The sequence below is a fragment of the Nocardioides marinus genome, assembly GCF_013408145.1.
In the GTDB taxonomy this organism is placed as follows: Bacteria; Actinomycetota; Actinomycetes; order Propionibacteriales; family Nocardioidaceae; genus Nocardioides; species Nocardioides marinus.
In genome coordinates, this window is record NZ_JACBZI010000001.1 from 2,765,417 (window position 1) to 2,777,664 (window position 12,248).

Sequence of the window (12,248 nt, forward strand, 5' to 3'; positions counted from 1 at the left end):
CTCGTTCACGGCTGTGACGGGCCTACCCGTCCGGTTCTACTGAGTCCCGCGTCGCTCGGTGGTCGAGCTCGTCGGGACCGTTCTTCCGGAGGCTCGCCGCTGATGACGGCTCAGACGCCTGTACGTCGGATGGTACGGCGCAGCGCGGTCGATCCGGAAATGGGTTCCCCTCAGCCCGCGAGCCAGGCGAGCACCCGCGCGGCGACCTCCTCCGGGGAGAGGTCGGTGTTGTCCAGACGCAGGTGCCGGTGCTCGGCGAGGACCACGTCGGCGGGACTGGGCCGATCGGGGTCGGTGTTCATCCGCTCGCGGTCCATCTCCACGACGTGGCGCTGCGACCACTCGAGGTCGCTCTTGGAGGGCTTGGCGGCGACCCGGTCGGCGCCGGTGTTGCGCACCAGCCGCGTCTCCAGCCCCGCGTACAGCTCGACGAACGAGACCCGCAGCCCGCGGTCGGCGTACGGCGCGATGAAGCGGCGCACGTAGTCGGCGTCCTCGGGCAGGTCGACGCCCCACACGAACGTGGCGACCAGCCGCATCCCGGACGCGGCGGCCTCCTCGACGACCTCGCGCCGCCACGCCTCCTTGAGCCGCTCGAAGCCCGGGTGCCCGAAGCCGAACACCTCGGCCAGCGGCTCGATGACGTGGTGGTTGTGGAAGAGCCGGAAGTCGGAGGCGGCCGTGATCGTGCGCCCGACGGTCATCTTCCCGACCGCTGGCGGGCCGATCACGACGAGCAGCTCTCCCGAGGACATGCGCGGAGGCTAACCAGTTGCCCCGCTGGACGCGATGGCGTTTCCTGCGCGCATGAGCGACATGTGGCTGCCCCAGGACGAGGACCCGCGGATGCAGGCCGGTCCGACCCGCGGCGAGAAGGAGACGGTGCTCGGCTACCTCGAGCACTACCGCGCCACGCTGGAGCTCAAGTGCGGCGGCCTCTCCCCCGCGCAGATGGCGACCGCGTCGGTGCCGCCGTCGCGGATGTCGCTGCTCGGCATGGTGCGCCACCTGGCCCGCGTCGAGCACCACTGGGCGCGGCGGGTGCTGGAGGGCGAGACCGGGCTGGAGCGGCTCTTCCAGTCCGAGGACGCGGGGTTCACGCTCCCCGACACCGTCGAGGCGGCGTACGTCGACGAGGCCTGGGCCCGCTGGCGCGAGGAGGTCGCGCACGCCCGGTCGGTGGCCGACGCGATGGCGATGGACGCGCTGGTCGAGGTGCACGGCGAGCGGATCGAGGTGCGCGACGTGCTGGTGCACCTGGTCGAGGAGTACGCCCGTCACCTGGGTCACGTGGACCTGCTGCGCGAGTGCCTGGACGGCCGCGTCGGGCAGTGACCGCTGCGTTCTAGGGTGGAGCCGTGAGTACTGCGACCTCTGCCTGGGCCCACGGACTGGCCACCGTCTCGACCGACTCCGCCACCGAGGGCAGCGTCCTGGACGTGTGGTTCCCCCACCCCCACCTCGGTGAGCGTCCCGCCGACGACGAGGCTCCCCGTGAGCTGGTCGAGGCGACCGGCAGCGACCACGCACGCCGCATCCGCCGCGAGGTCGTGACCGTCGAGATCGCCGACCTCGCCGCCGCCCCGACCACCACCGCCGAGGTGTGGCTGCGCCTGCACCTGCTCTCCCACCGGCTCGTGGCACCGCACGGCCTGTCGTTGGAGGGCCAGTTCGGTCTGCTCACCAACGTGGTGTGGACCAGCGCCGGGCCGTGCGCGGTCGAGGGCTTCGAGGACACCCGTGCCCGGATGCGGATGCACGGTCAGCACGTGTCGGTCTACGGGATCGACAAGTTCCCGCGGATGACCGACTACGTCGTCCCCACCGGCGTGCGCATCGCCGACGCCGACCGCGTGCGCCTGGGCGCCCACCTCGCCTCGGGCACCACCGTCATGCACGAGGGCTTCGTGAACTTCAACGCCGGCACGCTCGGCGCCTCGATGGTCGAGGGCCGCATCTCGGCCGGCGTCGTCGTCGGCGACGGCTCCGACGTGGGCGGCGGGGCCTCGATCATGGGCACCCTGTCCGGCGGCGGCAAGCAGGTCATCTCCATCGGCGAGCGCTGCCTGCTCGGCGCCAACGCCGGCCTGGGCATCTCGCTGGGCGACGACTGCGTGGTCGAGGCCGGTTGCTACGTCACCGCCGGCACCAAGGTGACCGTCCGCGGTGTCGCCGGCGTCGAGGACGGCGAGGTCATCAAGGCCGCCGAGCTCTCCGGCGCCAGCAACGTGCTGTTCCGTCGCAACTCCGTCACCGGCGCCGTCGAGGCCGTGCCGTGGAAGGGCGAGGGCATCGCGCTCAACGCCGACCTGCACAAGAACTGACTTGGAGCCGTCCCGGACCATGGGGGCGTGAACCCCGCGAGCAAGGCCGTCGGCGCCCTGCTGGCCCTCGGGCTCGTGGCCGCCACGGCCGTGGGCGCCTGGTACGTCGTGCGCGAGATCGGCCCGGGGTTCCTCCCCGACCGATGCGAGGCGACGGTCGGCGGCCGGACCGTCGAGCTCACCCCCGAGCAGGCCGAGAACGCCGGGCTGATCGCGGCCATCGGCGTACGACGCGGGCTGCCGGCGCGGGCGGTGTCGATCGCGCTCGCGACCGCCTACCAGGAGTCGGGCATTCGCAACCTGACCACCGGTGACCGCGACTCGCTGGGGCTCTTCCAGCAGCGGCCGTCGCAGGGGTGGGGCACCAAGCGCGAGGTCACCGACCCGGTGCACGCCACGAACGCCTTCTACGACGCGCTGGTCGAGATCGAGGGCTACCGCGACCTGCCGATCACCGAGGCCGCGCAGGCCGTGCAGCGCTCGGCGTTCCCCGAGGCCTACGCCGACCACGAGGACGACGCCCGCGCCCTGGCCAGCGCGCTGACCGGCAACTCCCGGGCCGCGTTCCACTGCGAGGTCCCCGGCACGGCCGAGGCGGCCGACGCCCGGCTGGGCGGCAACGGGCTGACCCCGCGGGCCGAGGACGTGCGGACGGAGGCGGTGGCGGTCTTCGGCCCCCTCTCCCTGGGCGGGTTCGCCCCCGGTGGCGTGCGGGACGGCCACATCCCCGGGTCGACGCACTACGACGGTCGCGCGGTCGACATCTTCTTCCGGCCGATCAGCGACGCCAGCCGGACCCGCGGCTGGGCCGTCGCGTCGTACCTCGTGGCGCAGGCCGAGCGGCTGTCCATCCAGACGATCATCTTCGACGCCAAGATCTGGACCGCCCGCCGCAGCGACGAGGGCTGGCGGAAGTACGACACCCCCGACCGCCCCGGGGACCCCGACGTCCTGGCCCACCGCGACCACGTGCACGTCGACGTGTTCAGCTGAGGCGGGCGAGCAGAGCGTCTACGCCCCGACCTCCCACTCGACCTCGACCAGCGGGTCGGGCCGGTAGCGGCACCAGGTGCCGGTGATCACCGTGGCGTCGAGGTGGGCGGCCACCGCGGGGTGCTGCTCCGCGAGACGCGCCAGCGCGTAGCGGATGGAGCGGGTGACGGCGGTGCGAGCGCGCTCCGCGGACCCGCCCACGGTGCGCACGCGGCCGTGCAGCCCCACGGCCGCCCCCAGCTCGGCCAGCAGGAACTCGCGGTCCCGCATCGCCAGCTCCTGGCGCGCCAAGTCGTGCTCCTCGAGTGCCTCCTGGAGGTCCTCATCGGCCTCGAGCAGCCGGCGGCGGTAGGCCACCCGGGCAGCCTCGTCGATGGCCGTCAGGCCCGGCTCCTCCAGGACCGATCCCGACTCCGCGGCCACCAGGTCGAGCACATGCACCTCCCGGCCCGCAGCGGCCAGGAGCACCCGCAGGTACCGCAGGCCCTTGAGGTCGCGCACCGGGCCACCCTCGTCGGCGAGTCCCACCCAGCGCAGGTCGCCCTCGCGTGTCCATCGCCCCGGCACTCGACGCGGCGACCATCCCGGTCCCCACCCGGGTCCCCCGCTCGGCGCGGCGCAGGGCACCCCGAAGGCCGCGAACCCGGACTGCGCCGCCAACCGCTCCTCTGCCGCTGGGGTGGCCTCCCCGGCGACGTCGTGGGCCCGCGCCAGCAGGCCCCGCGCGACGGCGGCCTCGTAGGACCACCCGGCGTCGGCCGTGGCCGAGACGGCGGTCTGGGCCTGCGCCACGGCCGGCTCGCCCGCCGCCAGCAGCGCCCGGGTCCGGGCGACCGCGGCCAGGGCGGCGAGCCCCGGTCCGCCGTACCGCTCGGCGATGCCGCGCAGGCGGTCGGCGGCATGGTCGACGAGATCCGGGCGACGGGCGGCCGCCGCAACCTCGGCCAACCCCTCCAGGAGCGGGGCCAACCGCAGGTCGTGGAAGGGCGGGCGCTCCTTGGAGGGCATGGGCAGCGGGTGGGCGACGGCGTCGACGAGCATGTCGAGGGCCTCGGCGACGCGGCCCTGCGCCAGCCGCACCCGGGCCAGCGCCGGTTGCGGGCACCAGGCATGGGCGTACGCCGCCAGCAGCGCCTCCTCCGCCCCGACCAGGTCACCTCGCTGCAGTCGGATGGTCCCCAGCTCGACCAGCGGCCACCCCAGCTCCCGGCGCAGCCACGGCCTCAGCTCCTCGCAGGCCGCGAGCGCCTCGTCCTCGGCCGCCCGCGCGGGGCCCGAGGCCCGCAGGAGCTCGGCGCGGTGCACCCGGCAGCGTCCGTGGAGCCCTCCGAAGAGCTGGTCGTGGCGCCACCGGTCGAACACCTCGGTCCACTCCCGCGCCAGGTCGAGGCGTCCGAGGCCCTGGGCGCAGCAGACCAGCTCGCACAGCATCATCCCCGCTGTCATGGAGTCGAGCTCAGGTGAGGCCAGGTCGACCGCCAGCTCGTCGAGCATGCCGAGCCCCTCCTCGACGCGACCGGCGCTGACAGCCAGGCGGGCCTGGGCGGTCCGGCCGATGACGACCGCCGCGTGCACGTCCAGGCGACGCCCGAGGGCCACTGCTCGGTCGGCCAGCGCGGCGGACGCCGCGAGGTCGCCCGCGAAGAAGCGCTCGTAGGCCCGGACGACCGCGACCATCGCATGCAACGGGTGGTCGGGTGAGCCCACGACCAGTCGTTCGGCCCGACTGACCCAGCCGCGCACCGACGACATCAGGCCCGAGTCGATGAGCAGGTGGAGCGCGAGCCTCATGGCGGCCCGGGCGGCCTCCTCCGGGTCGCCCTCACGCAGGTGCAGCGCGTGCAGTTGCTCGTAGCCGTCCAGGGCCCCGTCGAGGTCACCGTCGGCGTAGGCCCGCCGGGCCCGCTCCTCGAGTCGGGCTGGCTCCTGGGGAGCCGCGGAGGTCCGCACCGTCACAGTGTGACACCGCATGTCACGCAGGAGGGGGTGTCAGCAGTCCCGTCATCGAAGGAGAGCCACCATGCGCATCGCCAAGCAGGACATCCCCACCAAGATCGACGTCCCCGGGGCGAAGGTCCGCCAGCTACCGGACTTCGGCACGGCGGACGGGCTCATCGGGGCCGAGCACTTCTCCCTCGACGCCGGGCTCGACATCAGCCCCCTCCTGCAGGGGCTGCCCGATGACGCCTGCCAGTCCCCCCACTGGGGCTTCGTCGTCACCGGCGCCCTCGTCGTGACCTACACCGACGGCACCGTGGAACGATGCTCCACCGGCGACCTCTTCCACTGGCCCGCCGGTCACTCGGTCGCGGTCCAGGAGGACGCCGAGGTGGTCGTCTTCAGCCCGACCGTGGCCCACACCGCCGTCCTCGACCACATGCTCGTCGGACTGGCAGCACCCGCGTGAGGCTCCTCCCGCGACTGCACCGCCTGGGATGGCGGCTCGCGGCTCGCCTGACCCGCCAGGGCGCGGGGCACGGTCGCGGCTGAGGGGACTCCGACCTCGCGATACTCCGAATGAAATCTCACCCTCAGCGCGCGCTGAGGGTGAAATCGAATGCGGAGTACCCGGATTTCAGCCCAACAACCGCTCGACGGCGGCGCCGATGCGCTCGTCGGTGGCGGTGAAGGCGACGCGGACGTGCCGGGACCCGGCGGAGCCGTAGAAGGAGCCGGGGGCGACGAGGATCCCGCGGTCGGCGAGCCAGGAGACGGTGTCCCAGCAGTCCTCGTCGCGGCTGCTCCAGAGGTAGAGCGAGGCCTCGGAGTGGTCGACCCGGAAGCCTGCCGACTCCAGCGCGGCCCGCAGGGCGCTACGCCGGGCGGCGTAGCGCGCGTGCTGCTCATCGGCGTGGGCGTCGTCGTCGAGCGCGGCGGCCATCGCGTGCTGCATGGGGCCGGGGACGATGAGCCCGAGGTTCTTGCGGACCGCGAGCAGCTCGCCGACCAGGTCGGGGTCGCCGGCGACGAACGCGCAGCGGTAGCCGGCGAGGTTGGAGCGCTTGGACAGCGAGTGCAGCGCCAGGATGCCCTCGGTCGAGCCGCCGTTGATCGAGGGGTGCAGCACCGAGACCGGCTCGGCCTCCCACGCGCACTCGAGGTAGCACTCGTCGGAGACCAGGACCGTGCCGCGCTCGCGGCACCACTCCACGACCTTGCGCAGGTGGTCGGGCGGCAGCACCCGGCCGGTCGGGTTGGAGGGGCTGTTGAGCCACAGCAGCGCCGGTGCGGTCGGCCCGAGCGAGACCAGCGAGTCGGTGGCGACCGGGGTGGCCCCGGCCAGCGCCGCACCCACCTCGTACGTCGGGTAGGCCAGCTCCGGGAACACGACCGTGTCCCCCGGCCCGACGCCCAGGTGCTGGGCCAGGGTCGCGACGAGCTCCTTGGAGCCGATCGAGGGGATGACCTGGTCGAGCCCGAGACCGGTCACGCCGTGGCGGCGCTCGAGCCAGTCCAGGCAGGCTTGCCGGACCCGCTCGACGCCGATGGTGACCGGGTAGCCCGGAGAGTCGGCGTGCTCACGCAGCGCTGCCCGGGCCACCTCCGGCGTCGGGTCGACCGGCGTGCCGACCGAGAGGTCGACGAGCCCGTCGGGGTGGGCGGAGGCGGTCGCCTTGTGCGCGGCCAGGCTGTCCCAGGGGAAGTCGGGCAGGCGCGCGGAGACGCGCCGGCCCGGCGTACGGAGGACCAACGGGTCGCTCAGTGGTCCTGGTTCTGCGGTGGCAGCGCGGCGACCATCGGGTGGTCGTGGTCGATCTCGCCCATCTTCGCGGCGCCACCGGGCGAGCCGAGATCGTCGAAGAAGTGCACGTTGGCGTCGTAGTACTCCTTGTTCTCCTCCGGGACGTCGTCCTCGTAGAAGATCGCCTCGACAGGGCAGACGGGCTCGCAGGCACCGCAGTCCACGCACTCGTCGGGGTGGATGTAGAGCATCCGCTTGCCCTCGTAGATGCAGTCGACGGGGCACTCGTCCACGCAAGCGCGGTCCTTGACGTCCACGCACGGCTGGGAGATGACGTAGGTCACCGGAATCCTCCTGGAGGGCTGGGCTTGGCCTGGTCGATCACGCGGCCGTCCGCCGGCCGGTCAACACCGTTGGCAGCCTAGTATCCCGGCGTGCACGACAGCGAGGAAGCCCACCCTTTGGAGCCCCGCATGTCGCCGCAGGCCGCCAGTCTCGGACCGCACGTCGTCGGTGAGCGGGTCGTGGTGCGCCGGCTGCTGCGCGGCGAGACCGGCCCCACGGGCGGCCCGGCGTTCACCGACCTGCTCGGCACCTGCCTCTCCTGGGCCGACGGCGTGTGCGTGGTCGCACCCGAGATCGGCGAGCCGGTGCGGATCGCGCTCGCCGACATCGTCTCCGGCAAGCCGGTGCCGCCGCGCCCCTCGGTGCGCCAGCGGGTGCCCACGCGCGAGGCCGAGCTCCGCGGCCTGCGGATGTTCCCCGGCACCCTCACCGAGCCGCTCGGCGACTGGCTGCTGCGCACCGACCCCGCCCCGGTCGGCCGGCTCTACAAGCGCGCCAACTCCTGCCTGGCCATCGGCGACCCCGGCGTCCCGGTCGAGCAGGCCGCCACCGACCTCCTCGAGTGGTACGACGCCCGCGGCCGCGACCCGCTCGCGCAGGTCGACGCGGGGTCGGTCAGCGAGGCTGGCCTGCTGGCCGCCGGGTGGGTGCCGCTGGAGCACGGGGCGGCCGAGCTGCGCCTGGGGTCGGTGTCGCGCACCCGGCGGGGGCTGGGCCCGACCACGGGCGAGGCCGTCGTGGCGCCGGAGTCCGGCGAGGACCGGGTGGTCGCCGTCGTACCCGGCGAGGGCGAGCCGCTGGCCGTGGGGCGCGCCGTCCTCGACGGCGACTGGCTGGGTCTGCACGAGCTGCGGGTGCGCCTGGAGCACCGTCGCCGCGGGCTGGCCCGCGACGTGGTCTCGACGCTGCTGGAGTGGGGCGCCGAGCGCGGCGCGCTCACCGCGTGGCTGCACGTGGAGAGCGACAACCACGGGGCCCGGGCGTTCTACGACTCGCTCGGGCTGGGGGTGCACCACACGGTGCGCTACCTCTCCCCCACGGGGACCTTCCGCGGCAGCCCCTGAGGTGGCTCAGCCGCCCTGGCCGCCCTCGCCGTCCTCCGGCGGCTTGCCGCAGCGCACGGAGTCACTGGGGGTGTAGACGGTGTGGAACTTCTCGGTGCGCACGACCTTGTCCTTGCCGGGCCGCCGGAAGTCGCGGAACACGTCGATCTGGAAGCCCGAGGAGCCGGTGTAGGCGTAGCAGTCGTCGGTCTGCAGGTAGCGGACCTCGGGCTCGGTGTAGGCGTAGCGGTTGCTGGCGCGGGCCTCGATGTCCCACACCTTCGTGGAGTACAGCGAGACGGTCACCGAGCCCTGCGAGGACGGGGTGCTGGGGCGGATGTAGGACTGCACGAAGACCCCGTGCTCGGTGTTGTTGCGGAACCGCAGGTCCAGGGCGCCCCAGGCGACGGTGGCCTCGCGACCGACCGGGTAGCGGTCGATGTAGAAGGAGTGCGGCTTGTGCTCGACGTCCTCCAGCCCGGCGAAGAACATCGCGTTGAACAGCGTCGTCGCCAGCTGCGAGACGCCGCCGCCGAGGTCCTCGCGCAGGATGCCGTTGGAGATGATGAAGCCCTCGGTGAAGCCGTTCTCGCGGGTGCGCTCGCCGACGATGTCGTTCATCGAGAACGTCTCGCCGGGCAGCAGCAGCGTGCCGTTGGTCAGCTCGGCGGCGCGGCCGATGTTGGTGTTGCGGTACTCCGCGTGGGGGTAGTAGGTCGTGAAGGTCGAGACCTGCTCCTTGATCCCCAGCTGCCGCACGTCCTTGGTGGTGACCTCGGGCTCCACGACGGTGGCGTCGACCTCACCGCGACGCTCCCCCTCCGGCTGCGTCAGGAGGTCGATGAACAGGGTGTAGACGTCGGCGTCCGCGAAGCTCACGCCGGGCTTGGCGGGGACGACCTCGGGCTCGCCGTCGACGATGCGCACGGTCGCGTCGACCGGCTCGCCCTGGACGGTCGACTGGTCCACGAGGTCCATCACCACGTCGATGTCGGTGGCCAGCGTGAGCACGCCGCCGTCGGCGTCGAGGCTCAGGGCCTTGGCGTAGTCGCTGGGCCGCAGCTTCACCGGGGTGTCGCCGAAGACCAGCGTCACCGGGCCGGACAGCGCGGGGTTGGCGTAGTCCTCCACGGCCTGCTCGACGTCGGCGTCGGTGATGTCCGGCTCGACCTCGACCAGCTCCAGCTCCGCGCTCGGCTCCTCCGACAGGTACGCCGCCACGAGGGCCTCTCGCACCGCCTCGTCGTCCAGCACCCGACCGGTCGTGGCCTTCGTGGTCCGGACGGTGGACCCGGTGAAGGAGACCGTCCCGTCGACCGGTGCGGTGCCGAGCTCGCCGTCCAGTCGCTGCACGGTCGCCTGCATCCGCTGCTCGTCGACCGTGACGACCGGGGCGACCTCGTCACCGCCGGTCCAGTAGTCCCAGAGCCGGCCCGGCGCCCAGGAGTCGCCGGCCCCGGCGGCCTCGACCGTCGCGTCCAGCGCAGGCTCGAGCCCGGCCTCGGAGGGTGCGACCGTCGTGCTCTCGCCGTCGACCGTGACGGTGATCGGCGCGTCGACCCGGTCCCGCCAGGCGCGGGCCAGCGTCTGCTTCGCCTCGGCCGGTGTCTGCCCGCCGACGGCGACCCCGCCGACGGTCGTCCCGCGCGGAACCCGGTCGCTCGCGAACGCCCCGGCAGCGGCGTACCCGCCCCCGAGGAGGAGGGCCACCGTCGCCACGGCCACGACGACGGCCCTGCCGCCGAGGGCTTCGCGTCCGGAGTCCTTTGCCATGGGGCGAGTCTAGGAAGGAGGCGGTGGCGGGTCGTGCACGGGCTGCGACGTGGGGCGCGCGGGGCGTCCGGCGGGCAGCAGCCCGGCCAGGCCGATCCCCAGCCACAGCGCTGCCTGGCAGGCCAGCAGCAGGCTCGCGGTGCCCGCCAGGACGACGTCGCCCTCGCCCTGCGGCCACGACAGCGCCAGCGGCACCGCGGCGAAGCCGACGGCCCACCAGATCCGCCCGGGGGGCGGGGTCGCCGCGGTGACGGCGGCGCCGGCGAGGAGCGTGACGGTGAGCCAGAGGAAGGACTGGTGCAGCGCGGCCCCGGCCAGCCCGACGACGAGACCGAGCAGCAGCAGCCCCGCCCGCGTCACAGCCCCGCGAACAGGTCGGTCTCGAGGCCGTCCTCGCCGAGGGGGCCGAGCGCGCCCTTGGCGAGGCGGTAGTACTCCACGCCCCAGGCGGTGTCGCCGACGTTGTTGGACAGCGCGAAGAACGGCCCGTCGAGCTGGATCTGCGTGGGGTAGGCCTTCATCGCCGCCATCTTGCGGTCGACGAAGGCGGTGGCGTCGACGGCGCAGGAGAGGTGCTCGTCGGCGGTGACGAAGTGCGGCATCGGGCCGTCGGGGTCCATGCCCTCGAAGAACGTCTGCTCGCCGGCGTCGCGCAGCTTGCGCAGCCCCTCACGCATCTTCGACTCCGACATGGCGTTCCAGTAGATCTTGGCGATGTCCCAGGCCTCGCCGAGCTCGGGGCGGTAGGACGGCACCGCGGCCAGGTGCGCGGCGTACGTCGCGACGCGGTGGGCCTGGATGTGGTCGGGGTGTCCGTAGCCGCCGAACTGGTCGTAGGTGGCCATCACCTGCGGGCGGACCTCGCGGATGATCTGCACCAGCTCGTCGGCCGCGACGGTGAGGTCGGCGTTGGCGAAGGCGCGGTCGTCGGTCTCGTCGGCGGCGATGGCGTGGCCGGCCTCGTGCCACTTCATGCCGGAGTCGCGGAAGCGGCCGAAGCCGCCGAGCCAACGGTGGTCGGTGACGCCGAGGGCGGCCATGGCGTCCTCGATCTCGGTACGCCGGTGCTCGCCGAGGCCGTCCTCCTGGTCGGCGGCGAGGTGGGCCAGGTCGGGGACGAGGATCTCGCCCATCTCCCCCGCGGTGCAGGTGACGCAGGTGACCTGGCGGCCCTCGGCGACGTACTTGGCCATCGTGGCGCCGTTGCCGATGGTCTCGTCGTCGGGGTGGGCGTGCACGAGCAGGAGGCGCTGGGTCGCGTCAGGCATCGGTCCTCTTGATCCTTCGGGGCGCGGTGGGGAGGTCGAGCGGAGAACCCGCCCGGGGCGCGGGTTGTTCCTGCTCCTCGTCGAGCCACCCGTCGAACTCGTCGACGAGGACCTCGGCGATGAGGGCCGGGGCGTCGGTCAGCACGGCCCAGGGGTGGTCCTCGTCGTCGTCCTCGCCCTGGAGCCGCTCGCGGACGACCTCGGCGTCGAAGCCGTCCGCTCGCAGCCGTTGCTCCACGGCGAGGGCGTCGTCCTCGTCGAAGACGATGATGCGGCGGGTCCCGCTGCCGCCCCCGGCGAGGCTCGCGGCGTGCTCGAGGGCGAAGCGCAGCTCGGGGAGGAACGGCCGGTCCGGCTCGAGCCAGTCGATGGTGTCGAGCTCGTCGGGTGCCAGCCAGCGGACCTCGTCGTGCTCGGTGGGAGTCGGCTCGCCCCGCGTCAGGCGTGCGAGGGCGGCGCGCAGCTCGTGGGTCTCGCCGATGGGCGTGCTGCCCTCGAGCCAGGCGGTCACCTCGATGTCGCAGCCGAGCTCCTCGGCGATCTCGCGCTCCAGCGCGGCCGTGGGCGGTTCGCCCGGCTCGCACTTGCCCCCCGGGAGCTCCCAGCGCCCCGCGGCCTCCGGCGGCGCCGTACGCCGGGCTGCCAGCACGCGCCCGCCGCGCACGATGGCGGCTGCCACGACGACCTTCCTCACGGGGCACGACCCTATCCGGAGCGTCCGGCACGCTCACGTCGGACGACCCCGGACAAATCCGAACAGCTTTGGGGCCGGATCCACCAGACGGGGAGGCCACCGGAGACGAGGCTGGTGGCTCCCCAT

Annotated in this window: 13 protein-coding genes; 5 read left to right on the forward strand and 8 right to left on the reverse strand. The window is 73.4% G+C overall.

Translation table 11 applies throughout. From position 1 onward, the window contains the following. Positions 1-170: 170 nt before the first annotated feature. On the reverse strand, positions 171-755 hold the full coding sequence (locus BKA05_RS13115) for a hypothetical protein (protein ID WP_179531822.1): 585 nt from the start codon (positions 753-755) through the stop codon (positions 171-173). A gap of 52 nt (positions 756-807) precedes the next feature. Here BKA05_RS13115 and BKA05_RS13120 point away from each other — a divergent pair, with 52 nt between their 5' ends. The 3 genes from BKA05_RS13120 to BKA05_RS13130 are packed head-to-tail and all read left to right on the forward strand — an operon-like array spanning position 808 to position 3,317. After that, the gene (locus tag BKA05_RS13120) at positions 808-1,335 is read left to right on the forward strand and encodes a DinB family protein (protein ID WP_218842404.1); all 528 of its coding nucleotides are present in this window, start codon (positions 808-810) and stop codon (positions 1,333-1,335) included. A 23-nt stretch (positions 1,336-1,358) separates the two neighbouring features. After that, positions 1,359-2,324 carry a 2,3,4,5-tetrahydropyridine-2,6-dicarboxylate N-succinyltransferase gene (gene dapD / locus BKA05_RS13125; RefSeq protein WP_179531823.1) on the forward strand — a complete coding sequence of 322 codons (966 nt, stop codon included), beginning with the start codon at positions 1,359-1,361 and terminating at the stop codon, positions 2,322-2,324. A gap of 27 nt (positions 2,325-2,351) precedes the next feature. Continuing rightward, the gene (locus BKA05_RS13130) at positions 2,352-3,317 is read left to right on the forward strand and encodes a VldE C-terminal domain-containing protein (protein WP_343045670.1); all 966 of its coding nucleotides are present in this window, start codon (positions 2,352-2,354) and stop codon (positions 3,315-3,317) included. A gap of 18 nt (positions 3,318-3,335) precedes the next feature. On the opposite strand, the gene BKA05_RS13135 is transcribed toward BKA05_RS13130, so the two are convergent. Further along, positions 3,336-5,267: a hypothetical protein gene (locus BKA05_RS13135; RefSeq protein ID WP_179531824.1), complete on the reverse strand. Its 1,932-nt coding sequence runs from the start codon at positions 5,265-5,267 to the stop codon at positions 3,336-3,338. A gap of 70 nt (positions 5,268-5,337) precedes the next feature. On the opposite strand from BKA05_RS13135, the gene BKA05_RS13140 reads away from it, so the two are divergent. Further along, positions 5,338-5,724: a cupin domain-containing protein gene (locus BKA05_RS13140; RefSeq protein WP_179531825.1), complete on the forward strand. Its 387-nt coding sequence runs from the start codon at positions 5,338-5,340 to the stop codon at positions 5,722-5,724. Positions 5,725-5,892: 168 nt separating this feature from the next. Here BKA05_RS13140 and dapC read toward each other — a convergent pair whose 3' ends face one another. Both dapC and fdxA read right to left on the reverse strand, forming a co-directional pair. Then, complete coding sequence (dapC, locus tag BKA05_RS13145; protein WP_218842405.1) at positions 5,893-7,008, reverse strand: succinyldiaminopimelate transaminase; 1,116 nt, start codon at positions 7,006-7,008, stop codon at positions 5,893-5,895. Between the two features lie 8 nt (positions 7,009-7,016). Further along, positions 7,017-7,343, reverse strand: a complete 327-nt coding sequence (fdxA, locus tag BKA05_RS13150; protein ID WP_179531826.1) for a ferredoxin — start codon at positions 7,341-7,343, stop codon at positions 7,017-7,019. Between the two features lie 129 nt (positions 7,344-7,472). On the opposite strand from fdxA, the gene BKA05_RS13155 reads away from it, so the two are divergent. Continuing rightward, positions 7,473-8,408 carry a GNAT family N-acetyltransferase gene (locus BKA05_RS13155; RefSeq protein WP_179531827.1) on the forward strand — a complete coding sequence of 312 codons (936 nt, stop codon included), beginning with the start codon at positions 7,473-7,475 and terminating at the stop codon, positions 8,406-8,408. 6 nt (positions 8,409-8,414) lie between these two features. On the opposite strand, the gene BKA05_RS13160 is transcribed toward BKA05_RS13155, so the two are convergent. Genes BKA05_RS13160 through BKA05_RS13175 form a run of 4 tightly spaced genes read right to left on the reverse strand, consistent with a single transcriptional unit; the run spans position 8,415 to position 12,122 of the window. Then, positions 8,415-10,160, reverse strand: coding sequence for a VanW family protein (locus tag BKA05_RS13160; RefSeq protein ID WP_179531828.1), 1,746 nt, complete (start codon positions 10,158-10,160; stop codon positions 8,415-8,417). A 9-nt stretch (positions 10,161-10,169) separates the two neighbouring features. Continuing rightward, positions 10,170-10,520 carry a hypothetical protein gene (locus BKA05_RS13165; RefSeq protein WP_179531829.1) on the reverse strand — a complete coding sequence of 117 codons (351 nt, stop codon included), beginning with the start codon at positions 10,518-10,520 and terminating at the stop codon, positions 10,170-10,172. Continuing rightward, positions 10,517-11,428, reverse strand: a complete 912-nt coding sequence (gene mshB / locus BKA05_RS13170) for an N-acetyl-1-D-myo-inositol-2-amino-2-deoxy-alpha-D-glucopyranoside deacetylase (RefSeq protein ID WP_179531830.1) — start codon at positions 11,426-11,428, stop codon at positions 10,517-10,519. The genes BKA05_RS13165 and mshB overlap by 4 nt, the downstream gene beginning before the upstream one ends. Continuing rightward, positions 11,421-12,122 (reverse strand): NUDIX domain-containing protein, encoded by a 702-nt coding sequence (locus BKA05_RS13175; protein ID WP_179531831.1) that lies wholly within the window; start codon positions 12,120-12,122, stop codon positions 11,421-11,423. Before BKA05_RS13175 ends, mshB begins: the two co-directional genes overlap by 8 nt. Positions 12,123-12,248 lie beyond the last annotated feature (126 nt).